Origin of the sequence: Streptomyces sp. NPDC085596 (genome assembly GCF_044541565.1) — a bacterium.
Taxonomy (GTDB): Bacteria; Actinomycetota; Actinomycetes; order Streptomycetales; family Streptomycetaceae; genus Streptomyces.
The window spans coordinates 62468-87717 of sequence record NZ_JBITTC010000014.1; the positions used below are offsets into that span (position 1 = coordinate 62468).

Genomic DNA, 25250 nt, shown 5'->3' on the forward strand with positions numbered 1-25250 from the left:
ACGCCGCTCGGAGATCCCGAGGGCGTCGTGGGAACGGCACGCGGTGCGCGGGGCCGCCGGATTCCACCGGGGGCGCTGCGGGCACAGTGCGGCAACTTCGAGAAGTTTTCTTCGTACCAGCTCAGAAAGTCAAGGGGTTCGTCACCGCGAATTGACCTGGAACGGGCCGGGGTTGGGGATGCGGGTGGTGAAAGCGGGCGGAGGGAAATGTTCCGAGCGGGGGTGCGGGGGGCACAAGACCTTCATGCTCCATGGCATCGACGTCAGCGCGTATCAGTCCTCGTCGTACGACACCGACGGACTCTCGTTCGCCTTCATCAAGGCGACGGAGGGCCGTTCGTACGTCAACTCCAGACTCGCGGCCCAGACGAAGACGGCGCGCGACGCGGGTCTGGTCACGGGCTTCTACCACTTCCTGTGGCCGGGCAACCTCACCGAGCAGGCCGAGTACTTCCTCAGCCACGCCCCCGACCGGCCGGGCGACATCCTGGCCGTCGACTGGGAGGTCACCGGTGACGGCACGCACGCGAGCAACGCGGAGAAGGGCACGTTCATCCGCAAGCTGCGCGGTCTGCGACCCGACAACCGGGTGGTGCTGTACACCAACCGGGACTACTGGCTGAACATCGACACCACGTCGTACGCGGGCGACGGCCTGTGGATCGCCGACTACGTGAGCGCGGGCAAGCCGCGGATCAAGGCGGACTGGAGGTTCCACCAGTACACCTCGGAGCCGTACGACAAGAACGTGGCGGACTTCGGCAGCAAGGCCGCGCTGAAGGAGTGGGCGACCGGACGGTGACGGGAGGGGTGTCCGCACGGGGCGGACACCCCTTCCGGGCTGCTCACTTGCTCAGGTAGGCCCAGAACTCGTCGAACGTCAGCACCTTGTCGCCGTCGATGTCACGGGTCTTGATGACGGCCTCGGCGACCGTCTCGGTGACGTGGAAGTCGCCCTGCTGGGCGAGCGCGGACTTGAACTCGGCCGCGGTGATGAACCCGTCGCCGTCCGCGTCGATCCGCTGGAACTGCCTGCGTGCTTCGTCGATGTCCGCCACCGATCCGCCCCTCTGTGCTCGTTCTTCTCAAACCATGTCGGCGTACTGCCGCTGGTCAGATTAACGCTCCGCACGATCGACGGTCGCCCAGGAGTGAGAGGCAGCACCCATGAAGACATTGCCGGAACTGCTCGCCGCGACGGCCCACGGCCTCTTCCCACCCCCGGACGGCACCGTGACCGTCCTGCCCCAGCCCTGCCATCGGGACGCCGGAGTACTGGCGTTCACCGCACACACGGTCATCCTCACCGACGAGGACCCGGCCTGGGTACGCGCGACCCTGGCCGCCCTGGACTGCGACCCCCTCGCCGCCCCGCTGCACCCCCGCTTCCTGACGGCCCTCATGGACCGCACCGGGCGCACGGCGGAAACCATCGACGCGCTCTGGGTCGGCACTCCCCTGCCAGGGCCGCCCGCACTGCCGCTGCGGGAGATCGCGGACGCGGGCCATCCACGGGTGGTGCGCGCGCGGGAGCGGCGGGACGCGGTGCGGGTGTGGACGACGGAGGGCGGGGTGCTCGTCGTCGGGCACGGAGTTGGCGGCCGGCTGGAGGTGGCCGTCGAGGTGGACGGCGAGGTGACCGGCGGTGGCAGGGGCCTCGGGCGGGCACTGGCCACCGCCGCCCGGCAGTTGGCGGGCGGGCCGGTGTGGGGCCAGGTGGCGCCGGGGAACGCCCGGAGCGCACGGGCGTTCCTCGCGGCGGGTTACCGGCCCGTCGGGGCCGAGCTGTTGCTCAGTGCCAGGGGCGGTAGTACGGGTTGCTCTGGCAGTTGCTCATGATCTCGGTCTTGGTGGCCTTGTCCACGGGGCAGACGCCGATGACGTACTGACGCTGGATGCCGCCGGGGAAGGCGACCTCGACCTGGTCGGCCCACTTGTGGGTGTCGCCGATGGTCTTGTTGACGTCCACGCCGCCGGGGGCATCGATGTAGTAGTTGTAGCCCGACTTGTACCAGGTCTTGTACAGGTCGTGGTCGTAGGTGGTGGAGACGTACGGCGAGGGCTGGTTGACGAGTACGTACTGCTCGACGTCGTACTGGCCGTTCACCACGTCCCTGGGCAGGAAGCCCTCTTCGAAGACGACGGCCGGGCCACGGCTGTCGCTGCGGTAGAGGGTGCCGCAGCCGGAGCGCCACACCGGGTCCGGGGTGATCCGGTCGACGTCGACCCGGCGGTCGGCGGCGGCGTGGACCTTGTCCTGGAACTGGGGGCAGGCGGGCGCGGCGGCGCGTGTCTTCAGGCCCGCCGAAGCGGCAGCGGGCGCGGCGGCCGAGGTGGCGAGGACGGCGCCGAGGGAGAGGGCGGCAGCGGTGAGGTTCCGCAGCAGACGAGTTGCGATCATGCCCCGCACGATGGCGGTCCGGCCGGGACGGGCGGTGGATCATCACCCGATCGGGGGCGTGTCCGCTGACTTCGAGTCAGAAAGCCTCAGCGGTCCGAGACCCGCATCTCGAACCAGGTGGTCTTGCCCCGCGGCAGCAGGTCGACGCCCCAGCGGTCGGCGAGCTTGTCGACGAGGAACAGCCCCCGCCCACTGATGTCCATCTCCTGCACCGGCATCAGACAGGGCAGTCCCCGCGAGGGGTCGCGCACCTCGACGCGGACCCAGCCGCGCCGGCGGCGCATCCGCAGTCCGAACACCCGGGCACCGGTGTGGCGTACGGCGTTGCCCACGAGTTCGGAGACGAGTAAGACCGCGTCCTCGGTCATCTTGGGGCTCAGCCCCCAGTGCCGCAGGATGACGATCTGGGCGAGTCTGCGCGCGGTCGCGGCGGACTCGGGACGGGACGGGAGCGGAACCTCCGCCTCCGTGGGATTGCCGAACAGTTCGAGCGCTCTGAGCCCCTGTTCGTCCTCGACCGCGGGCGACCAACGCGCCGCGGCAGCACGGCTGTGTCCCCGTGGCTGATCGATGCCATCCAGCCCCGCCATGCCCCCATGATGGCCGTCACCGAGGGCCTCCGGGGCCGATCCGGAGGAATACGCCCCCCGTGCGCCCCCGTTCTGCTCCAGTCGATCGGCATATGCCAATGGCAGGTCGGGTCCGGTGACAGCCCGGTCGACCTGCGGCGACGGCTCGGTTCCGGGCAATCGTGCGGCTCCCTCGGCGAGGCAGGCTTAAGGTGCGGTTAAGGCTGCCATAAACCGGCCCGCCGGGAGACCCGAATCAGACGACGCGTCAATTGCAAGGGCCACAGGGGCATATCTTCCGCACCCCGGGCCCTCGCGCGCCGGCGCTCAGCGGAGTATTCAGAGGAACTTGGCCTTGCCCGGCCCCTCTTCCACGAAGCTGCGCATGCCCCGCTCGCGGTCCTCGGTGGCGAACAGGCCCGCGAACCAGTTCCGCTCGATCGTCAGCCCGGTCTCGAGGTCGGTCTCCAGTCCCGCGTCGATCGACTCCTTCGCGGCGCGCAGCGCGAGCGCCGGGCCCTGGGCGAGCCGGGCGGCCCAGGCGTGTGCCTGCTCGTACACCTCGGCGGCCGGGACGACCCGGTCCACCAGGCCGAGGGCGAGGGCCTCGTCGGCCTTCACCATGCGGCCGGTGAAGATGAGGTCCTTCGCCTTGGACGGGCCGATCAGCCGGGCGAGGCGCTGGGTGCCGCCCGCGCCGGGGATCAGGCCGAGCAGGATCTCGGGCTGACCCAGCTTGGCGTTGTCCCCGGCGATCCGGTAGTCCGCGCACAGCGCCAGCTCGCAGCCCCCGCCGAGCGCGTACCCGGTGACGGCGGCGACGACGGGCTTGGGGATGCGGGCGACGGCGGTGAAGGCGTCCTGGAGGGCGCGGGCGCGCAGGACCATGGCGGTGTGGTCCATGGCCTGCATCTCCTTGATGTCCGCGCCCGCCGCGAACACCTTCTCCCCGCCGTAGAGCACCACGGCGCGCACGTCCTCGCGGCGCGTGGCCTCCTCGGCGAGTTCCTTCAGACGGTCCTGCGTGGCGACGTCCAGCGCGTTCATCGGCGGCCGGTCCAGGCGCAGCGTGCCGACGCCTTCGGCGACTTCGAGATTCACGGTCATGCGCGCCAGGTTAACGGCGACTAACGCCGACGGGCCCGGTGCTGTTGCTCACAGCACCGGGCCCGCCTCGTCGGGTCCTACTTCTTCCAGTCGGCCCAGCTCATGTTCCAGCCGTTGAGGCCGTTGTCCGGGGAGACCGTGCGGTCGTGGGAGTTCTTGACGATCACCACGTCGCCGACCATGGACTTGTTGAAGAACCAGGCCGCCGGGACGCCGCCGTCGTACCCGCCGCGCACATCGCGCAGGCCGACGCAGCCGTGGCTGGCGTTGAAGTTGCCGAAGGCGCCGCCGCCCCAGTAGTTGCCGTGGATGAAGGTGCCGGAGTCGGTGAGGCGGATGGCGTGCGGCACGTCCTTGATGTCGTACTCGCCGCCGTAGCCGACCGTCTCGCCGTTCATCCGGGTCACGGTGAGCTTCTCGGTCATGACCATCTTGCCGTTCCAGGTCTCGTAACCGGGCTTGCCGGTGGTGACCGGGAGGGTCTTGAGGGTCTTGCCGTCCCGCGTGACCTTCATGGTGTGCTTGTCCGCGTCGACGTAGGAGATCTGGCTGCGGCCGATGGTGAACTTCACCGTCCTGCGCTGCTTGCCGTAGACCCCGTCGCGGCCCTCGACGCCGTCCAGGTCGAGGTCGACGGTGACCTTGGTGCCGGCCTTCCAGTAGGTCTCCGGGCGGAAGTCCAGGCGGTCGTTGCCGAACCAGTGGCCCTCGACGTCCACGGCGGGCTCGGTCTTGATCCGGATGGCCTTCTCGACGGCGGCCGGGTCGGTGATGCCGCGCGTGAAGCGCAGCGAGAACGGCATGCCGACGCCGACGGTGGAACCGTCCTCCGGGGTGAAGGTGCCCATGAAGGTGTTCTTGGGCGTCAGCGTGGTGAAGCTGGAGTCCTCGGCAGCCTTGCGGCCCCGGGAGTCCTCGGCGACCGCGTGCACCGTGTACTTGGTGGCGGCGGCCAGGTGCCGGGCCGGCGTCCAGGCGGCGCCGCCCTCGGCGAGCGTGCCGTCGACCTCGGTGCCCTTGCTGTCCTTGACGACCACGCTGGTCAGCCGGCCCCCGGCGACCTTGACCTGCAGCGCGCCACTGGTGTCCACGGCCTTGGCGCCCGGCTTGGGCGCGATGGAGACCGAGGCCGAGGACTGCTTGTCCTGGGCCGAGTCCTTGTTCTTGGCGTTGTCCGACCCGCTCCCCGCGTTCTCGCCCCCGCCGCACGCGGCGAGCGACAGCATGAGCGCCCCCGCCACGAGCGCCAGTCCCTTACGACCCCTGTGCCGACTTACCCCCGAAGCCCCCGATATCGGCCGCACGTTCAAGTCGTTCTCCCCTCCCGGACCTGGTCACAGGTCCACACCCCGGCGCGTCCCGCGCACATTGGGGCATGCTAGCCGCCGGTTTCCGGGCTCGGTGTCCGTCGAATGTCACCGTTCAGTCGCAACTTCAACCAGTCGCCGAGACCCGGAATCCCGCAGCTCACGCGGTCACTTGAGCACGCTGCCCGCCTTCCACTGCTTCCATGCCATGTTCCACCCGCTGAGGCCGTTGTCCGGGGAGACCGTCTTGTCCTTGCTGTGGACGACCTCGATCACGTCCCCGACCAGGCTGCGGTCGAAGAACCAGCCCGCCGGGGTGTCCGCGCCGCCGCCCTTCACGTCCCTCAGGCCCACGCAGCCGTGGCTGACGTTGACCTCGCCGGGCGACTCGGGGGACCAGTAGTTGCCGTGCAGGAAGGTGCCGGAGTCGGTGAGCTTCATGGCGTGCGGCACGTCCGGGATGTCGTACTCGCCGCCGAAGCCGACGGTCTGGCTGTTCATGCGGGTGACCTCCAGCATGTCCATCACCACCATCTTGCCGTTGTACGTGGGCGTCTTGGGGGCGCCCGCGGTGATCGGCACGGTGGCCAGGAGTTCGCCGTCCCGGCGTACCTGCATGGTGTGCGCGGCCGCGTCGACCAGGGAGACCTGGCTGCGGCCGACGGTGAAGGAGATCGTCTTGCGCTGGAGCCCGTAGACGCCGGGCGCCCCCTCCACGTCGCGCAGGGCGAGGTCGACGGTGACCTCGGTGCCGGGTTTCCAGTAGCGCTCGGGGCGGAAGTCCAGCCGGTTCTTGCCGAACCAGTGGGCGCGGATGTCCACGGCCGGTTTCGCGGTGACGCGTACGGCCTTCTGCACGGCGGCCCGGTCGGTGATGTCCCGGTTGAAGGAGAGGGAGACGATCATCCCGGTGCCGACCGTGGAGCGGTTCTCGGGGGTGACGTAGCCGATGAACCGCTGGTCGGGGACGTAGGTGGTGAACGTGGTGTGCCGGGCCGAGCGGCGGCCGTCGCCGTCCAACGCCACCGCGTCCACGGTGTACCGGGCGGCGAGCGCCAGCTTGTCGTCGTCCGGTTTCCAGGTCCGGCCGTCCTCACCGATCGCTCCGGTGACGGCGGTGTCCTGCGCGTCCTGGGAGCGGGTCACCGTGACCTTCTCCAGCCGCCCTTCGGGCACCCGCACCCGCAGCCGCTGCTCGGGGCGCACCTCCTTGCCGCCGTCGTCGGGGGTGACGCGGATGACGTCCTCGGCGGCCGGGGGTCTGCCCGGCGGGCCGCCGATGCCCAGGGGGCCGGAGCCGTCCGCGGTGCAGCCGGCGGCCCCGGCCAGCAGTCCCGCCCATGAAAGTGCCGTGGCCAGTGCGGCCAGCGCGCGCCGCGCGCGTCCTTGTACGTGCATCACGCCGGACACAACGACGGGGCGGCTCCGGGGAAACGTGAGTGCGACCGCGCGGATGGGCAGAACAGAGGGAAGGACGACGCGAAGGGGAGCCGCCGCGCCCGCGCCGGAGCCGTCGGGGCGCAGCCGTACCGGTCGGCCGAGCGTGCCGCGGGCCTTTATGAGCCCGTAGGTGCGGTCGGCCCTTCGGCGCGGCCGGCCGTGCCCCGGAAGGCCGAGCCACTGAAAGAGGAGCCGACTGGTGACGAGCGCAGCCGAGCAGCGGGCACGGGCCGGGGAGCCGCCCGCACGGAGCGGGACCGGCACTTCCCCGGTGCGCGGCGCCCGGCGCGCGGCGCCGCCGGTGTGGCCGGGGGCGCCGACCCCGCTGGGGGCCCGGTTCCGTACCGGCCCGGACGGGGTGGCGGGCACCAACTTCGCGCTGTGGGCGGGCGGCGCGGAGGCGGTGCGGCTGTGCCTGTTCGACGAGCGGGGCCGGGAGACCCAGGTCCGGCTGACCGAGCTGACGCACGAGATCTGGCACGGCTTCGTACCGGGTGTGCTGCCCGGCCGGCGCTACGGCTACCGGGTGGAGGGCCGCTGGGACCCGTGGACCGGCGCCCGCTGGAACCCGGCGAAGCTGCTGCTGGACCCGTACGCCCGCGCGGTGGACGGCGAGTTCGCGCTGCCGCCGGAGGTGTACGGGCATGTGCGGGACTGGCCGGAGCAGGGTTACGCGGACACCGTGCGGGACGAGCGGGATTCCGCGCCCTTCGTGCCCAAGGGCGTCGTGGTGCACGATGACGACGACTGGTCCGACGACCGCCGCCCGAAGACGCCCTGGGCGGACTCGGTCATCTACGAGCTGCACGTCAAGGGCTTCACCAAGCTCCACCCCGGCATCCCCGAAGAGCTGCGCGGCACCTACGCCGGCCTCGCGCACCCGGCGGCCGTCGAGCACCTGGTGAAGCTGGGCGTGACGGCGGTCGAGCTGCTGCCCGTCCACCAGTTCGCGCACGAGGACCATCTGCTGCGCCGGGGCCTGAAGAACTACTGGGGCTACAACTCGATCGGCTACTTCGCCCCGCACGCGGCCTACGCGGCCTCCGGCACCACCGGCCAGCAGGTCGGCGAGTTCAAGCGGATGGTGCGCGCCCTGCACGCGGCCGGCATCGAGGTGATCCTCGACGTGGTCTACAACCACACCGCCGAGGCGGGCGAACTCGGCCCGACGCTGTCCCTGAAGGGCATCGACAACCGGGGCTACTACCGCCTCCAGCACGACGCCCGCCGGTACGCCGACTACACCGGCTGCGGCAACACCCTGCACGTGGTGCAGCCCCAGGTGCTGCGGCTCATCACGGACTCGCTGCGCTACTGGGTGACCGAGATGGGCGTGGACGGCTTCCGCTTCGACCTGGCGGCGGCGCTGGCCCGCTCGATGCACGACGTCGACATGCTGTCGCCCTTTCTGGCCGTCATCGCCCAGGACCCGGTGCTGCGCCGGGTGAAGCTGATCGCCGAGCCGTGGGACATCGGCTCGGGCGGCTACCAGGTGGGCGCCTTCCCGCCGCTGTGGACGGAGTGGAACGACCGCTACCGCGACACGGTGCGCGACTTCTGGCGGCACGCGCTGCCGGACGTCCGCGAGATGGGCTACCGGCTGTCCGGCTCCAGCGACCTGTACGCCTGGGGCGGCCGCCGCCCGTACGCCTCGGTCAACTTCGTCACCGCGCACGACGGTTTCACCCTGCGCGACCTGGTCTCGTACCACGGCAAGCACAACGAGGCGAACGGCGAGGACAACCGGGACGGCACCGACGACAACCGCTCCTGGAACTGCGGCGCCGAGGGCGAGACGGACGACGCGGACGTACGGGCCCTGCGCAGGCGGCAGTTGCGGAACCTGCTGACCACGCTGCTGCTGTCCACCGGGGTGCCGATGCTGGTCGCCGGGGACGAGCTGGGCCGCACCCAGGGCGGCAACAACAACGCCTACTGCCAGGACGGCGAGCTGAGCTGGCTGGACTGGTCGCTGCTGGACGACCCGGACTGGCGGCCCCTGTTCGACCTGACCTGCCGGCTGATCGCACTGCGCCACCGGCACCCGGTGCTGCACCGCCGGGCGTTCTTCTCCGGCCGCGCGCACTCGGCGGACGGTCTCAGGGACCTGGCCTGGTTCACCGCCAGGGGCGCGGAGATGACCGAGGGCGACTGGTACGCGCCCGCCGCCACGCTTGGCATGTATCTGTCCGGCCGGGACATTCCGGGGCGGGACGAGCGGGGGGCGCCGGTGGTGGACGACAGCTTCCTCGCCGTGCTGCACGCCGGTCACGAACCGACCGGCTTCACCCTTCCGGGCGCACCCTGGGCGACGGGCTACGAGGTGGTGGTGGACACCTCGGGCGAGGAGCAGCACCGGGCGCCGGGCACGGTCCTCGACGCGGGCACCGAGATCACGGTGCCCGCGCGGACGGTGCTGCTGCTGCGGGTCGTCTGAGGGGGTGCGGCAGGGGTGCGGAGGGCCGTGCGGGCGGCCGGAAAACTCGGTGGGCGGGACGGGGGCCGGTCCGTACGCTGACACCGGTGTCCACCAACTCTCCCCCCGCCCGGCGCCGCTCCGCCGCCCGGACCCTGCTGCGGCTGTGGCCGTACGTACGCCCGGTGCGCGCACGCTGGTTCGCGGCCGCCACCGTCGCGGTCGTCGCCTCCTGCCTCGGTCTGGTGATCCCGCTCGTACTGAAGTGGATGGTCGACGGCCCGGTGGCCGCGCGCGACCCGGCCGGGGTGTGGCTGGGCGCGCTGTACCTGCTGCTGATCGGGGTGGCGGAGGCGCTGCTGTTCGGCATAAGGCGCTGGCTGGTGGCCCGTCCGCTGGCGGGCGTCGAGGCGGGGATGCGCGCCGACCTGTACCGGCGGCTCCAGCGGCTCCCGGTGGCCTTCCACGACCGCTGGCCCTCGGGCCAGTTGCTGTCGCGGGGCACCGGCGATCTGATGCTGGTGCGGATGTTCCTCGCCTTCCCGCTGACCTTCCTGCTGGTCAACGGGGTGACGATCCTCGTGGGCATCGGGATCATGCTGGTACAGGACTGGGTGCTGGGCCTGGTCGTCCTCGGTCCCGCCGTGCCGCTGCTGTGGGTCTGCGTGGTCGTGGAGCAGCGGTACGCGCACGCCTGCCGGCAGGCGCAGGACCAGGTCGGCGACCTGACGACGCTGGTCGAGGAGAGCGTGCTCGGCATCCGGGTCGTCAAGGGCTTCGGGCGCCACCGCAGCCAGGCGCGGGCGTTCCGGCGTACGGCGCTGATGCTGCGGGACACGGAGGTCGGCAAGGCGCGGCTGCTGGCGGTCATCTGGGCGGTCATCGTGACGCTGCCCGAGGTGGCGATCGGCACCGCGCTGGTCCTGGGCGTGCTGCGGGTGGCGGACGGCTCGCTGTCGGCGGGCACCCTGGTCGCGTTCCTGAGCACGGCGCTGGCGCTGCGCTGGCCGGTGGAGTCCATCGGCTTCCTGCTGGCGATGTGCCAGGAGGCGGCGACGGCCACCGAACGGTACTTCGAGGTGCTGGACGAGAGTCCTGAGGGTCATGCCGATGCCTGTGGAGCGGCCGCGCCCGAGCCGGGCGAACGGGGCCTGCGCTTCGAGGGCGTGGGTTTCCGCCACGCCGACGCGGCCCCCGGCACCCGGCCGGTCCTGGACGGCGTCGACCTGCACATCCGCCCCGGCGAGTCGATGGCGCTGGTCGGCGCGACCGGCAGCGGCAAGACCACCCTGACCTCACTGGTCCCCCGGCTGCACGACGCGACCTCGGGGCGCATCACCCTCAACGGCGTCGACATCACCGCGCTCCCCCGCGAGGAACTGCGCGCACGGGTCGCCGTCGCCTTCGAGGAGCCCACCCTGTTCTCCACGAGCGTGGCGGAGAACGTCCTGATGGGCGCCGGGGAGGGCGCGGGCCGGGAGGAGCTGGACCGGGCGCTCGCCGTGGCGCACGCGGACTTCGCGCACGCGCTGCCCGAGGGCCCGGACACCCGCGTCGGCGAGCAGGGACTGAGCCTGTCGGGCGGCCAGCGGCAGCGCCTCGCGCTGGCCCGCGCGGTGGCCGGGCAGCCGGAGTTCCTGGTGCTGGACGACCCGCTGTCCGCGCTCGACGTGCACACCGAGGCGGCCGTGGAGGCGGCGCTGCGCCGGGTCCTGGCCGACACCACCGCGCTGATCGTGGCCCACCGCCCGTCCACGGTGCTGCTGGCCGACCGGGTCGCCCTGCTCTCCGACGGCCGGATCACCGCCGTCGGCACCCATCACGAACTCCTGCGCACCAACGCCGAGTACGCCCATCTGATGTCCGGCGGCCCGCGCGAGGCTCCCGAGGAACCCGAGGATTCCCGATGACCACCACGACGTCCGCCGCCCCCACCACGGACGACGACCTACCCGATCCCCATCTCCCGCAGGACTCCGGCGACCCCTTCGACCGGGACGTCCTGCCCACCCCGCCCGGCGCCACCTCCGCCCTGCTGCGCTCGCTGCTCGCCCCGCGCCGGGCCCGGGTCGCGCTCACCGTGCTCCTGCTGCTGCTCCAGCAGGCGGCGGCGCAGACGGGCCCGCTGCTGGTGGCGTACGCCATCGACACCGCCGTGCCCGCCGTACGCCGGCACGACCACGGGCCGCTGCTCGCGGTGGCGGCCGGGTACGCGCTGTGCGCGCTGGCCTCCGGCGGGCTCCAGTACGCGTTCATCCGGGCGTCCGCGCGGGTCAACCAGGACGCGCTGCTGGACCTGCGCGGCCGGATCTTCCGGCACGCGCAGGCGCTGAGCGTGGACTTCCACGAGCGCTACACCTCCGGCCGGCTGATCTCCCGCTCCACCACGGACGTGGAGGCGCTGCGCGAACTCCTCGACGAGGGGCTCCAGGAGCTGGTGACGATGGTGCTGTCCTTCGTCTACATCTCGGCCCTGCTGCTCTGGCTGGACCTGGGCCTCGGCGCGGCCGCGGTGGCCTCGTTCGTGCCGCTGTATCTGCTGGTACGGCGCTACCGGCGGCGCGTGGAGCGGGTGTTCGCGGCGCGCTCGACGGCGATCGCGTCGCTGATCGTGAAGTTCGTGGAGACGATGAACGGCATCCGCCCGGTGCGCGCGTTCCGCCGCGAGGCCGCCAACGACGCCGAGTTCGCCGTCCTCAACCGGCACCACGAGCGCAGCAACGGCGACTCACTGCTGGAGATGGCTCAGTACGTGGTCGGCTCCCGGCTGGTCGCCAACACGGCCGTCGCCGGGATCGTGCTCTGGGGTGCCTACCGGGTGGCCTCGGACACCCTGGCGCTCGGTGTGCTGGCGGCGGCGGTGCTGTATCTGCGGCGGCTGTACGACCCGATCGACCGGCTCGGGATGTTCCTCAACTCCTACCAGTCGGCGGCCGCCTCGCTGGAGAAGATCGCCGGGCTGCTGGCGCAGACGCCGTCCGTGCCGGAGCCCGCCGTCTCCCGCGAACTCCCGTCGCTGAAGGGCGACTTCCCCGGCCGGGAGGTGGTCTTCGACGGGGTGCGGTTCGCCTACCGCACCGGCGGCGAGGTGCTGCCCCGCTTCGACCTGACGATGCCGGCCGGGCAGACCGTCGCGGTGGTCGGCTCCACGGGCGCGGGCAAGTCGACACTGGCCAAGCTGCTGGCCCGCTTCTACGACCCGACCGAGGGCGCCGTCCTGCTCGACGGGGTCGACCTGCGCGAACTGGCGCTGCCCGAACTGCGGCGCGGGGTGGTGATGGTGACCCAGGAGGCGTTCCTGTTCTCCGGCACGGTCGCGGACAACATCGCCATCGGCCGCCCGGAGGCCACCCGGGAGGAGATCGAGCAGGCGGCGAAGGCCATCGGCGCGCACGAGTTCATCAGCGCGCTGCCCGACGGCTACGACACCGACGTACGCAAGCGCGGCGGCCGTATCTCAGCGGGTCAGCGGCAACTTGTGGCGTTCGCGCGGGCGCTGCTCGCCGATCCGGCGGTGCTGATCCTGGACGAGGCGACCAGCTCGCTGGACGTGCCCGGTGAGCGGGCGGTGCAGCGGGCGATGACGACCGTACTGCGCGGCCGCACGGCGGTGGTGATCGCGCACCGGCTGTCCACGGTGGAGATCGCCGACCGGGTCCTGGTGATGGAGCACGGCCGGATCGTGGAGGACGGCCGCCCGGCCCAACTGATCGCCGGTTCCGGTAGGTTCTCCGAGCTGCACAAGGCGTGGCGGGACAGTCTGGCTCAGTGACGGCCGGTTGAAACGGGGGCAGGATGATCGACGCGTACGAAGATCCCGGCATACCCGATACGCGCGGCGGCTGGCGCTATCTGTGGTGGCTGGCGCTGCGCCAGCCGGGGCGTTCGCTGGCCGGCGCGGTGTTCGGCTCCGCGTGGCTGGTGCTGATGGCGGCGCAGCCGTATCTGCTCTCGCGGGCGGTGGACGAGGGGCTGGTGCCGGGCCGGCTCGGGGTGCTGGCCGCCTGGACCGGTGCCATGTTCGTGGCCGGGGTGGGGTGCGCGTGGCTGAGCATCATGCGGCACCGCACCATGACGCGGGTGCGGATGGACGCCAACTTCCGCACGGTGAAGCTGGTGGTGGAGCACGCGGCCCGGCTGGGCGCGGCGCTGCCGCGCCGGGTGGGGGCCGGTGAGGTCGTCACCGTCGGGGTGGGCGATGTGCAGACCCTCGCGCAGGCACTGACCGTGATGGGGCCGGGAATCGGTTCGGTCGTCGTCTACTCGGTGGTGGCCGCGCAACTGCTCACGATCTCCGGTGCGGTCGCGGCTGTGGTGCTGCTGGGCGTGCCGGTCATCGCGCTGCTCACCGGTCCGCTGACCCGCCGCCTCCAGGGCACCGAGACCGAGTACCGGGAGCGCCAGGGCATCCTGACGGCACGCATCGGCGACCTCGCGGGCGGGTTGCGCGTCCTGGGCGGCCTTGGCGGCAAAGCCCTGTTCGCGGACGCGTTCGCCAGGGACTCGGGGCGGCTGCGGGAGCAGGGCTACCGGGTGGGCGCGGTGACGAGCTGGGTGCAGGCGCTGGGTCTCGGCCTGCCCACGCTGTTCCTCGCAGCCGTGACCTGGCTGGCGGCCCGGCTCGCGGCCGAGGGCGCGATCACGGTGGGCGAGCTGGTGTCGGTGTACGGGTACGCGGCGGTGCTGATCGGCCCGGTCGCCTTCTTCGTGGAGATGAACTACGACCTGAACCGCGCCGTGGTCGCCGCCCGCCGCGTGGTGGCCCTGCTGCGGCTGGAGCCCGAACCGGACGACGGCACGCTCCCCGCCCCCGAGCGCCCCGCCGAGCTGCACGACCCGGCCTCCGGTGTACGGGTGGCGCCGGGCCGGCTGACCGCGCTGGTCTCGGCCCGCTCCGCCGACACCGCCGCCGTGGTGGACCGCCTGGGCCGGTACGGGCCCACCGAGGCGCTGTGGGGCGACGTGCGCCTGGACGCGGTGCCGCTGGCCGAGGTGCGCCGCCGCGTCCTGGTCGCGGACAACGAGGCCGACCTGTTCGCCGGGCCCCTGCTGGAGACGGTGTCCGCCGGGCGCCCGGCGGACGGGGCCGCGGTGCGCCGTGCGGTGCGGGCGGCCGTCGCCGAGGACGTCGTACGGGGGCTGCCCAAGGGCCTGGACACGGTGGTGTCCGGGCAGGGCCGCAGCCTGTCCGGGGGCCAGCGGCAGCGCGTCCGGCTGGCACGGGCGCTGCTGGCGGACCCGGAGGTGCTGCTCGCCGTGGAGCCGACCTCGGCGCTGGACGCGCACACCGAGTCGGCGGTCGCGGGCCGGCTGCGCGAGGCACGGGAGGGCCGTACGACGGTGGTGACGTCGACGTCGCCGCTGCTGCTGGACGCGGCGGACACCGTGCTGTTCCTGGTGGACGGCAAGGTGGCCGCGAGCGGCCCGCACCGGCTGCTGCTGGACCGCGAGAAGGGCTACCGGGCGCTGGTGGCACGGGACTTGAGCGACGGGGAGGCCGTGCGATGACTGCGGACACGGGAGCGCTGCCGGTCGCGGACCGGGTCACGGTACGGCGGGCGGCCGCCCGGCTGGTGCGCGCGGACGGGCGGGCCTTCGCGGCCGCCCTCGTGCTGAACGCGCTGGCGGCCGGTGCGGGCATCGTGGGTCCCTGGCTGGTCGGCCGGATCGTGGACGAGGTACGGGCCGGGCGCGGCGTCGGCACGGTGGACCGGCTGGCGCTGTGGATCGTGCTGTGCGCGCTGGCCCAGCTGGTACTGGCCCGCTGGGCGCGTTACGTGGCGCACCGGTTCGGGGAGCGGACGCTGGCGCGGGTGCGCGAGACCTTCGTCGAACGGCTGCTGGGGCTGCCCGCGTCGGTGGTGGAGCGGGCCGGTACCGGCGACCTGACGGCGCGCGGTACGGCGGACGTGGCGATGGTCGGCACCACGCTCAGGGACATCGGCCCGGAGCTGCTGGTGTACGCGGTGCAGGCGCTGTTCGTGCTCGGCGCGGTGTTCGCGCTCGACCCGTGGCTCGGCCTGTTCGGGCTGCTCGGGCTGACCCCGGTGTGGCTGGCGGTGCGCTGGTATCTGCGGCGGGCGCGGGACGCCTATCTGGCCGAGGGCGCGGCGACGTCGGAGGTGGCGGAGATCGTGGCGGCCACGGCGGGGGGCGCGCGGACCGTGGAGGCGTTCCGGCTGGAAGCGGCGCGTACGGCGGCGAGCCGGGAGGCGCTGGAGAAGTCCCGCCGCACCCGGTACCGCACGCTGGGGCTGCGGACCGTGTTCTTCCCGGCGGTCGAGATCTCGTACACGATCCCGGTGGCCGGGGTGCTGCTGGTCGGGGGCTGGCTGCACGGGCGCGGGCTCATCGGGCTGGGCGCGGTGGTGGCCGGGGCGCTGTACATGCGGCAGTTCACCGATCCGCTGGACATGGTGCTGATGCGGCTGGATCAACTCCAGAGCAGCGGCGCCTCGTTCGCCCGCGTGGAGGGCATCGCCAAGGCGCCGGGCGCGGCGGCGGACACCTCGAAGGTTCCGGTGGACGACCGGATCGAGGTGCGCGGGGTGCGGTACGCGTACGAGCGGGGCGGCGAGGTGCTGCGCGGGGTGGACCTGACGGTACGGCCCGGTGAGCGGCTGGCCGTGGTCGGCGCGTCCGGCGCGGGCAAGACGACGTTGAGCCGGCTGCTGGCCGGGATCGACCCGCCCGCCGTCGGCTCGGTCACGGTGGGCGGGGTCCCGGTCGCGGAGCTGGGGCCGGTCCGGCTGCGCCGTCAGGTGGTGCTGGTCACCCAGGAGCACCATGTGTTCCTGGGCTCGGTCCGCGACAACCTGCTGATCGCTGAACCCGGCGCCACGGACGAGGAGTTGTGGCGGGCGCTGGCGGCGGTGGGCGCCGACGGCTGGGTGCGCGAGCTGCCCGAGGCGCTGGACACCCGGCTCGGGCAGGGCGGGCAGGTCACCGACGGTTCCCAGGCGCAGCGGCTCGCGCTGGCCCGGGTGGTGCTGGCCGACCCGCACACACTGATCCTGGACGAGGCGACCGCCCTGCTGGACCCGGCCACCGCCCGGCACACGGAACGCGGCCTGGCCGCGGTGCTCGCGGGCCGCACGGTGATCGCCATCGCGCACCGGCTGCACACCGCGCACGACGCGGACCGGGTCGCGGTGATGGAGGACGGTCTCGTCACCGAGCTGGGCACGCACGACGAACTGGTGGCGGCGGACGGCGCCTACGCGGCCCTCTGGCGCACCTGGCACGGGGACGGCAGCACGGCCTGAGAGCCGTCAACACGGCTGTAACAAAAGGGAGTTGGCACGGAAGGTGTCTCATCGACGCACCCTTCCGGCCAACTTTGGGATGCGCTCCTGACAGGCACCCCGCTCCCCTGTCACTCTTCCCACGACCGACTCACAGCGACCGCACAGCGCTCACGTGTCCCGCGCGATCCGCGCCCGCACACGCAGCACGCACCGCGCACCGCCCTGTTCTGCCCCGGACGCCCCAACCCACCGTCCGGTCTCCCTCGGCCGCGCGACCGGCGGCCACGCAGAAGGAGTCAGTGTTGAGCAGCAGTCCCTCCCGCAGACGTATCTCCCCGCGCCGCCGCACCGCCACCGTCGCCCTGGCCGGAGTGGCGGCGCTCATCGCCGCTGCCGTCCAGTCCGGCGCGGCGACCGCCGCCCCGGCGGGGCCCCTGCCGGGCAAGGCCGACCCCGCGCACAGCTCCGTGCGCCTCACCCCCGCCCAGCGCTCCGGGCTGATCCGCGACGCCGACGCCGGCCGGGCGGACACCGCCCGCTCGATCGGGCTCGGCGCCCAGGAGAAGCTCGTCGCCCGCGATGTCGTCAAGGACGGCGACGGCACCCTGCACACCCGCTACGAGCGCACCTACGCGGGCCTGCCCGTGCTCGGCGGCGACCTGATCGTGGACACCGCGCCCTCGGGCGTGACCAAGCGCGTGCTGAAGGCGTCCGGCGCCACACTGAAGATCGCCGGCCTCACCCCGGCCGTACCGAAGGCCACGGCGGAGCGGCAGGCGGTGGCGCGGGCGAAGACGCTCGGCGGCACCGAATCCGCCGCCGACAGCGTGCGCCAGGTGATCTGGGCCGCCACCGGCAAGCCCGTCCTCGCCTACGAGACGGTGGTCGGCGGCCTCCAGGACGACGGCACCCCGAACGAGCTGCACGTCATCACCGACGCCGCCACCGGCAAGAAGCTCTACGAGTACCAGGGCGTCCGCACCGGCGTCGGCAACACCCAGTACAGCGGGCAAGTACCGCTGACCACCACCCAGTCGGGCTCCACGTTCAACCTGACCGACGGGGACCGCGGCGGCCACAAGACGTACAACCTCAACCGGGGCACCTCCGGCACCGGCACCCTGTTCTCGCAGGGGAGCGACACCTGGGGCAACGGCACCATCTCCGACCCGGCGACGGCGGGCGCGGACGCGCACTACGGGGCCGCGGCCACCTGGGACTTCTACAAGGACACGTTCGGCCGCAGCGGCATCAAGAACAACGGCGTGGGCGCCTACTCCCGTGTGCACTACGGCAATTCGTATGTGAACGCGTTCTGGAGCGACTCCTGCTTCTGCATGACCTACGGCGACGGCTCGGGCAACGCCGACCCGCTGACCGCCGTGGACGTCGCCGGGCACGAGATGAGCCACGGTGTCACCTCCAACACGGCCGGGCTCAACTACTCGGGTGAATCAGGCGGGCTGAACGAGGCCACGTCCGACATCTTCGGCACCGGCGTGGAGTTCTTCGCCAACAACAGCTCCGACCCCGGTGACTACCTCATCGGCGAGGAGATCGACATCAACGGCGACGGCACCCCGCTGCGCTACATGGACAAGCCGAGCAAGGACGGCGCGTCCAAGGACAGCTGGTACTCCGGTATCGGCGGGGTCGACGTGCACTACTCCTCCGGCCCGGCGAACCACTTCTTCTACCTCCTGAGCGAGGGCAGCGGCGCCAAGGTGATCGACGGGGTCTCCTACGACTCCCCCACCGCCGACGGCCTCCCGGTCACCGGCATCGGCCGGGACAAGGCCCTCCAGATCTGGTACCGGGCGCTCACCACCAAGTGGACCTCCACCACCAACTACTCGGGCGCCCGCACCGGCACCCTGGCCGCGGCCGGGGAGCTGTACGGCACCACGAGCGCGGAGTACGCGGCGGTGCAGGACGCCTGGGCGGGCGTCGGGGTCGGCACCCGGCCCGGCGGCGACACCGGCACATCGTACGAATCCACCACTCCGGTGGCGATCCCGGACAACGATCCCGCCATCACCTCGGACATCACGGTCTCCGGCAGGAGCGGAAACGCGCCAAGCAACTTGCGCGTGGCCGTAAACATCACCCACACCTGGCGCGGTGATCTGGTCATCGATCTGGTCGGCCCGTCGGGCACCTCGTACCGGCTGAAGAACTTCCAGTCCTCGGACTCCGGGGACGACGTGGACGAGACCTACACGGTGAACGCGTCCGCCGAACCCGCCGATGGCACTTGGAAGTTGAAGGTTCAAGACCAGGCGGCGCGGGACGTGGGCACGCTCAACAGCTGGAAGGTGACCTTCCCGTAGACCATCCTCCGGCCGCCCCTCGCGGCTCGTGAACGGGCGTCGTCCGACGGGTGAACAACCCGGGGGACGGGGCCCGTTCACACGCCCGCAACAACAACCGGACGCAAGGTTTCGGCCAACATCACTTCAGGGTCATGACATGTACGCGTCCCTGGTGCCACGCTCTCCCCACTCGCCGCAGCTGCACAGCGACTTCAGTACGCACCACCCGACCAGTGACCCCACGCTGGCCGACGCCCCCACGTCAAGGAGCTACTGTGAGCCCCCTCTACGCGCGTCACAAGCGCACCACCCTCGTCATCGCCACCGCCGTCGCCGCCGGTGCCCTCCTCTCCACGGGCCTCTCCTCCAGCGCGAGCGCCGAGGCCAAGTCCCTGGCCGGCGCCCCGACGCTGCTGTCGGCCTCGGCCCGCACCACGCTCATCCAGCAGGCCCAGTCCGACGCTCCCGGGACCGCCCAGCGCATAGGTCTCGGCGCCAAGGAGAAGCTGGTGGTCAGAGACGTCGTCAAGGACGTCGACGGCACCGTCCACACCCGCTACGAGCGCACCTACGCCGGCCTGCCGGTCCTCGGCGGCGACCTCGTGGTGCACACCGCCAAGTCCGGCAAGGCCGAGGGCGTCACCAAGGCCACCAAGTCGGCCATCAAGGTGGCCTCGCTGAAGCCGCAGATCACCCCGGCCAAGGCGGAGAAGCAGGCCGTCGGCGCCGCGAAGACGCTCGGTTCCGCCAAGACCGAGGCGGACGGCGCCCGCAAGGTGATCTGGGCCGGCTCCGGCAAGCCCGTCCTCGCCTACGAGACGATCGTCGGCGGCTTCCAGGACGACGGCACCCCGAACCAGCTGCACGTCATCACCGACGCCGCCACCGGCAAGAAGCTCTACGAGTACCAGGGCATCGAGACCGGTACCGGCAAGACCCTCTACTCGGGCACGGTCACCCTCAACACCACGCTGTCCGGCTCGACCTACCAGCTGTCCGACGGCACGCGCGGCGGACACAAGACGTACAACAAGTCCCACACCACCAGCTCCACCCAGGGCACCCTGTTCACCGACGCGGACGACGTCTGGGGCACCGGCACCGCCTCCAGCTCGACCACGGACCAGACGGCCGCCGCCGACGCCGCCTACGGCGCGCAGGCCACCTGGGACTTCTACAAGAACACGTTCGGCCGCAGCGGCATCAAGAACAACGGCGTCGGCGCGTACTCCCGCGTCCACTACGGCAACCAGTACGTGAACGCGTTCTGGGACGACTCCTGCTTCTGCATGACCTACGGCGACGGCTCGGGCAACAACCACCCGCTGACCTCGCTGGACGTCGCGGGCCACGAGATGAGCCACGGCGTCACCGCCAACACCGCGGGCCTGAACTACTCGGGCGAGTCCGGCGGCCTGAACGAGGCCACGTCCGACATCTTCGGCACCGGTGTGGAGTTCTCCGCCAACAACGCCTCCGACCCCGGTGACTACCTCATCGGCGAGAAGATCAACATCAACGGCGACGGCACCCCGCTGCGCTACCTGGACAAGCCCAGCAAGGACGGCGGCTCGGCGGACTACTGGTCCTCCTCGGTCGGCAACCTGGACGTGCACTACTCGTCCGGCGTCGCCAACCACTTCTTCTACCTGCTGTCCGAGGGCAGCGGCGCGAAGACGATCAACGGGGTGTCCTACAACTCCCCGACCTCCAACGGCTCCACGGTCACCGGTATCGGCCGCGCCAAGGCGCTCCAGATCTGGTACAAGGCGCTGACCACGTACATGACCTCCACCACCAACTACAAGGCCGCCCGCACGGCGACCCTGAGCGCGGCCTCCGCGCTCTACGGCTCCGGCAGCACCGAGTACAACGCGGTGGCGGCGGCCTGGTCGGGCGTCAACGTCAACTGAAGTCCCAGCAGTTGAGACTGGGCGCCCCCTGGGAAGGTGATCTTCCGGGGGGCGCCCTAGTCTGGTGACCATGTCCTCGGCGCCCTTCACCTATGAGCCGGTCGGCGCGACCCGCGACGATCTCGCCGTCTGCCCGCCCGGCTTCCATCACCTTTTCTCCCGCACCCGGATCGGCGAGGGTCCGGCGGTCTTCCGCCGGGCCACGGAGGCGGTCCTCACCTGGGAGATGCACCGCGCGATGGGTGTCGGCATGGACACCACCGCCGACCGCGCGGCCCCCGGCACGGAGGTCACGGTCAACCTCGGCAACCTGATCAAGGCCCCCTGCCGGGTCGTCTGGACCACCGACGAGCCCCGCCGCGCGGGCTGGGCCTACGGCACCCTCCCCGGCCACCCCGAGCACGGCGAGGAAGCCTTCGTCGTCGACCGCACCGGCGACGGCACGGTCTGGCTCACGGTCGCCGCCTACAGCCGCCCCGCCAAGTGGTACACCCGCACCGCCGGCCCGGTCGCCCGAGCCCTCCAGCACGCCTACGCCCGCAGATGCGGAGCCACCCTGAAGCAGCTCTGCGCCGACGAGAACGAGGACTAGGGCCTGTCCGGCTCACCCGGCAGCGAGCGCTCAGCGCAGCAGTACTCCCGCCGTTTCCACCGCCTCCTGTGGCGGCGCCGTCACCAGGCCCGTTTCCGCCGTGGAGGCGAGGAGGCGGTGGGACGGGAGGATGCGGACGGTGTAGCCGAAGGGGCCGGTGCGGTCGAGGAAGAGGGGGCCCTCGTAGAGCCAGCGGCCCTCCAGGTCGGGGTTGCCGACCGGCTTCAGCGGGACCGTGCTCGCGTCGGTGATGCGGTCGCCGGAGTCGACCCGGCCGGACACCACCTGCACCTCCACGTCGTCGGGGGTCAGCTCACCGAGCCCCACCCGCACCCGCAGGCCGACACTCGTGCCCAGTTCCGCCGTGGCGGTGGGCGCCGTGGTCTCCACGTGGTCGACGCTCACACCGGGCCACGCGGCCCGCACCCGCGCCTTCCAGCCGGCCAGCTCACGCGCGGTGTCCGGGGCGAGCGCGCGGTGGGCCTGCGCGGCCGGGGCGTAGAGCCGTTCGACGTACTCGCGGACCATGCGGCCGGCCAGCACCTTCGGGCCGAGCAGGGTGAGGGTCTGGCGGACCATCTCGATCCACCGGTCGGGCAGGGCGGCCCGGCCGCGCTCGTAGAAGCGCGGGGTGACCCGGCCCTCCAGGAGTTCGTACAGCGCGGCGGCCTCGATGTCGTCCCGCCGGTCGTGGTCGGTGGCAGCCGCGCCGTCCGCCGTGGGGATGGCCCAGCCGAAGTCGGGCTGGAACCACTCGTCCCACCAGCCGTCCAGCACCGAGAGGTTGAGGCAGCCGTTCAGCGCGGCCTTCATCCCGGAGGTGCCGCACGCCTCCAGCGGGCGCAGCGGGTTGTTCAGCCAGATGTCGCAGCCGGGGTAAAGCTTCTGCGCCATTCCCATGCCGTAGTCGGGCAGGAACACGATCCGGTGCCGCACCCGCGGGTCGTCCGCGAACCGCACCAGCTCCTGCACCAGCTTCTTGCCGCCGTCGTCCGCCGGGTGCGCCTTGCCCGCGACGACGATCTGCACCGGCCGCTGCGGATGCAGCAGCAGCTCGGTCAGCCGCACCTTGTCCCGCAGCATCAGGGTGAGCCGCTTGTACGAGGGCACGCGCCGGGCGAAGCCGATGGTGAGCACGTCCGGGTCGAGCACGCCGTCGATCCAGCCCAGCTCGGCGTCGGCGGCCCCGCGCTGCCGCCAGGAGGCGCGCAGCCGGGACCGTACCTCCAGCACGAGCTGTTCGCGCAGGGTGCGGCGCAGCTCCCAGATCTCCTGGTCCGGGATCTCCGCGACGGCGTCCCAGCGCTCGGAGCCGCCGACGGTCAGCGCGTCCTCGGCCCGCTGCACACCGAGCTGGCGGGAGCCGAGCCGCAGCACCTCGGGGGCTACCCAGGTGGGGGCGTGCACCCCGTTGGTGACCGAGGTGATCGGCACCTCCTCGGCGTCGAACCCCGGCCAGAGCCCGGCGAACATCTCCCGGCTGACCTGCCCGTGCAGCAGCGACACCCCGTTGGCCCGCTGGGCCAGGCGCAGCCCCATCACGGCCATGTTGAACAGGCCCGGCTCGCCGCCCGGATAGGTCTCGGTGCCCAGCGCCAGCACGCGGCGCGGGTCGAGGCCCGGCAGTTCGGCGTCGGGCCCGAAGTGCCGCGCGACCAGGTCCCGGTCGAAGCGGTCGATGCCGGCCGGGACGGGGGTGTGCGTGGTGAACACCGTCCCGGACCGTACGGTCTCCAGCGCCGCGTCGAAGTCGAGGCCCCCCTCGTCCGGTTCTCCCAGTTCGGCGATCCGCTCCAGGCCTAGGAACCCGGCGTGCCCCTCGTTGGTGTGGAACACCTCGGGCTCGGCGTGCCCGGTGAGCCGGCAGTAGGTGCGCACGGCGCGGACACCTCCTATGCCGAGCAGCATCTCCTGGAGCAGCCGGTGCTCGCTGCCGCCGCCGTAGAGCCGGTCGGTGACTCCGCGTTCGGCGGGGTCGTTCTCCTCGACGTCGGAGTCGAGCAGCAGCAGCGGGACCCGGCCGACCTGCGCGACCCAGATCCGGGCGTGCAGGGCGCGGCCGCCGGGCAGGGCGAGGGAGACGCGGGCGGGGGTGCCGTCGTCCTCCTCGATCTGGGTGAGGGGCAGCTCGTTGGGGTCGAGGACGGGGTAGTGCTCCTGCTGCCAGCCGTCGCGGGAGAGGGACTGGCGGAAGTAGCCGTGCCGGTAGAGCAGTCCGACGCCGATCAGCGGGGCGCCCAGGTCACTGGCCGCCTTCAGGTGGTCGCCGGCGAGGATGCCGAGGCCGCCGGAGTACTGGGGCAGCGCGGCGGTGATGCCGAACTCGGGCGAGAAGTAGGCGACGGCGGCGGGCAGCCCGTCGCCCTGCTGCTGGTACCAGCGGTCGCCGCTCACATAGTCGTCCAGGTCGTCGGCGACCGCGCTCAGACGGCGCAGGAAACGCCGGTCCTGCGCGAGCTCGGCGAGCCGCGCGGGGCTCACCCGGCCCAGCAGCCGCACCGGGTCGCCCTCGGCGGCGGCCCAGTGCTCGGGGTCCACGGACTGGAACAGGTCGCGCGTCTCCGCGTGCCAGGACCAGCGGAGGTTGCGCGCCAGGTCGCTGAGCGGCAGGAGGGGTTCGGGGAGAACTGGACGGACGGTGAACCGACGGATCGCCTTCACATTCCACCTCGGACGCTTTTCGCGGGGTGAGACGCACGGCGCTGTACGTCTCGTCGTCATTGTCGACGGTAGTGGTTACCGGGGCGTCACCGGGGACGCATCCGGGTGAAGCGGCCCGAACACGGCACATCCGGTACGCAGGAGAACAGAGCACCGGCGAGGGGCGCCCGGTGCCGAAGTGCCGGGAATTGGCCGAACCCCGCCGTACCGGAGGGAGTCAAGGCACGCCGGGCGGGAATCCGGGAGACGGGGCCGGTCTTGTACGTGGACGTACGCGCGAGTAGTTAACAAAGTGCCGGATTGCCCACCCGAACCGGGTGGGAAGGCTCCCCCGGTAGACGCAACAGGCACCACAGCACCGCAGCAGGACCCGTCGCCCGCACACCCGGCCCACACCCAAGTCGACGCGGACAGGAGCGGTCATGCCCGCCACGCACCACTCGTCAGCACCGGCGACGCCCGGCAAGGCGGCCGGCAGAAAACCCGGCCGGCCGGCCCGCCAGGCGGCCCCGCCGGACGCCGCCCGGACCGCCGCGACCGAGACCCCGAGAGGACAGCCCGTGGTGGGCCGCATCCCGGTCCTGGACGTGCGGCCCGTGGTCCAGGGCGGGCGCAGGCCCGCGAAGGCGGTGCCCGGCGAGGTCTTCGAGGTGTCGGCCACCGTGTTCCGTGAGGGGCACGACGCCGTCGCCGCCGATGTCGTGCTGCGCGACCCGGACGGCCGCCCCGGCCCGTTCACCCCGATGCGCGAACTCGCCCCCGGCACCGACCGCTGGGGCGCCACCGTCAGCGCGGACCGGCCCGGCCGCTGGACCTACACGGTCGAGGCGTGGTCCGACCCGGTCGCCACCTGGCGGCACACCGCCGAGATCAAGATCCCGGCCGGCATCGACACCGAACCCGTGCTGGAGGAGGGCGCGCTGCTGTACGAGCGTGCGGCCGCCGGGGTTCCCGCGGAGCACCGGGACGTGCTGCTGGACGCGGTCGCGGCCCTGCGCGACGAGGACCGCCCGGCCGCCTGGCGACTGGCCTCGGCCCTCGCCCCGGAGGTCTCGGAGATCCTGGCCCGCCATCCCCTGCGGGAGTTGGTGACGGCCTCCGACCCGATGTCGCTGCTGGTGGAGCGCGAGCGGGCGCTGTACGGCTCCTGGTACGAGTTCTTCCCCCGCTCGGAAGGGACACTGGACGAACCGCACGGCACGTTCCGCACGGCGGCGAAGCGGCTGGAGGCCATCGCGGAGATGGGCTTCGACGTGGTCTACCTCCCGCCGATCCACCCCATCGG

The 25250-nt window shown here is 72.1% G+C and carries 18 protein-coding genes; 11 read left to right on the forward strand and 7 right to left on the reverse strand.

Annotated features, from left to right (window positions below; genetic code table 11):
• Window positions 1-244: 244 nt before the first annotated feature.
• The gene (locus tag ACIGA3_RS30020) at window positions 245-802 is read left to right on the forward strand and encodes a glycoside hydrolase family 25 protein (RefSeq protein ID WP_399721584.1); all 558 of its coding nucleotides are present in this window, start codon (window positions 245-247) and stop codon (window positions 800-802) included.
• A gap of 43 nt (window positions 803-845) precedes the next feature.
• Here the strand turns inward: ACIGA3_RS30020 and ACIGA3_RS30025 are convergent, their stop codons facing one another.
• Window positions 846-1058: an EF-hand domain-containing protein gene (locus ACIGA3_RS30025; RefSeq protein WP_399721585.1), complete on the reverse strand. Its 213-nt coding sequence runs from the start codon at window positions 1056-1058 to the stop codon at window positions 846-848.
• A 109-nt stretch (window positions 1059-1167) separates the two neighbouring features.
• Between ACIGA3_RS30025 and ACIGA3_RS30030 the strand changes: the two genes are divergently transcribed.
• Entirely contained in the window at window positions 1168-1839 is a 672-nt protein-coding gene (locus tag ACIGA3_RS30030) for a GNAT family N-acetyltransferase (RefSeq protein ID WP_399721587.1), read from the forward strand.
• Here the strand turns inward: ACIGA3_RS30030 and ACIGA3_RS30035 are convergent.
• From ACIGA3_RS30035 to ACIGA3_RS30055, 5 genes are all read right to left on the reverse strand, one after another.
• On the reverse strand, window positions 1793-2401 hold the full coding sequence (locus ACIGA3_RS30035) for an ADP-ribosyltransferase (RefSeq protein ID WP_399721589.1): 609 nt from the start codon (window positions 2399-2401) through the stop codon (window positions 1793-1795). The genes ACIGA3_RS30030 and ACIGA3_RS30035 overlap by 47 nt on opposite strands.
• Window positions 2402-2487: 86 nt before the next feature.
• Window positions 2488-3096: an ATP-binding protein gene (locus ACIGA3_RS30040; protein WP_399721617.1), complete on the reverse strand. Its 609-nt coding sequence runs from the start codon at window positions 3094-3096 to the stop codon at window positions 2488-2490.
• A 213-nt stretch (window positions 3097-3309) separates the two neighbouring features.
• The gene (locus ACIGA3_RS30045; protein WP_399721591.1) at window positions 3310-4077 is read right to left on the reverse strand and encodes an enoyl-CoA hydratase/isomerase family protein; all 768 of its coding nucleotides are present in this window, start codon (window positions 4075-4077) and stop codon (window positions 3310-3312) included.
• A 77-nt stretch (window positions 4078-4154) separates the two neighbouring features.
• On the reverse strand, window positions 4155-5387 hold the full coding sequence (locus tag ACIGA3_RS30050) for an Ig-like domain-containing protein (protein ID WP_399721593.1): 1233 nt from the start codon (window positions 5385-5387) through the stop codon (window positions 4155-4157).
• A gap of 165 nt (window positions 5388-5552) precedes the next feature.
• Window positions 5553-6785, reverse strand: coding sequence for an Ig-like domain-containing protein (locus ACIGA3_RS30055; protein ID WP_399721595.1), 1233 nt, complete (start codon window positions 6783-6785; stop codon window positions 5553-5555).
• A gap of 238 nt (window positions 6786-7023) precedes the next feature.
• Between ACIGA3_RS30055 and glgX the strand changes: the two genes are divergently transcribed.
• From glgX to ACIGA3_RS30095, 8 genes are all read left to right on the forward strand, one after another.
• Window positions 7024-9261 (forward strand): glycogen debranching protein GlgX, encoded by a 2238-nt coding sequence (gene glgX, locus ACIGA3_RS30060; RefSeq protein WP_399721597.1) that lies wholly within the window; start codon window positions 7024-7026, stop codon window positions 9259-9261.
• Window positions 9262-9347: 86 nt separating this feature from the next.
• Entirely contained in the window at window positions 9348-11150 is a 1803-nt protein-coding gene (locus tag ACIGA3_RS30065; RefSeq protein WP_399721599.1) for an ABC transporter ATP-binding protein, read from the forward strand.
• A complete protein-coding gene (locus tag ACIGA3_RS30070; RefSeq protein WP_399721601.1) occupies window positions 11147-13012 on the forward strand; it encodes an ABC transporter ATP-binding protein in 1866 nt (621 codons plus the stop codon). Before ACIGA3_RS30065 ends, ACIGA3_RS30070 begins: the two co-directional genes overlap by 4 nt.
• 23 nt (window positions 13013-13035) lie before the next feature.
• Window positions 13036-14748 (forward strand): ABC transporter transmembrane domain-containing protein, encoded by a 1713-nt coding sequence (locus ACIGA3_RS30075; protein ID WP_399721603.1) that lies wholly within the window; start codon window positions 13036-13038, stop codon window positions 14746-14748.
• Entirely contained in the window at window positions 14745-16505 is a 1761-nt protein-coding gene (locus ACIGA3_RS30080; protein WP_399721605.1) for an ABC transporter ATP-binding protein, read from the forward strand. Before ACIGA3_RS30075 ends, ACIGA3_RS30080 begins: the two co-directional genes overlap by 4 nt.
• 284 nt (window positions 16506-16789) lie before the next feature.
• A complete protein-coding gene (locus ACIGA3_RS30085) occupies window positions 16790-18817 on the forward strand; it encodes a M4 family metallopeptidase (RefSeq protein WP_399721606.1) in 2028 nt (675 codons plus the stop codon).
• Window positions 18818-19074: 257 nt separating this feature from the next.
• Complete coding sequence (locus tag ACIGA3_RS30090; RefSeq protein WP_399721608.1) at window positions 19075-20712, forward strand: M4 family metallopeptidase; 1638 nt, start codon at window positions 19075-19077, stop codon at window positions 20710-20712.
• 70 nt (window positions 20713-20782) lie between these two features.
• On the forward strand, window positions 20783-21304 hold the full coding sequence (locus ACIGA3_RS30095; RefSeq protein WP_399721610.1) for a DUF1990 domain-containing protein: 522 nt from the start codon (window positions 20783-20785) through the stop codon (window positions 21302-21304).
• Between the two features lie 30 nt (window positions 21305-21334).
• On the opposite strand, the gene ACIGA3_RS30100 is transcribed toward ACIGA3_RS30095, so the two are convergent.
• A complete protein-coding gene (locus ACIGA3_RS30100; RefSeq protein WP_399721612.1) occupies window positions 21335-23965 on the reverse strand; it encodes a glycosyltransferase family 1 protein in 2631 nt (876 codons plus the stop codon).
• 422 nt (window positions 23966-24387) lie between these two features.
• Between ACIGA3_RS30100 and ACIGA3_RS30105 the strand changes: the two genes are divergently transcribed.
• Window positions 24388-25250, forward strand: an 863-nt coding sequence (locus ACIGA3_RS30105) for a maltotransferase domain-containing protein (RefSeq protein ID WP_399721613.1), incomplete at its 3' end; no start/stop codon positions are given.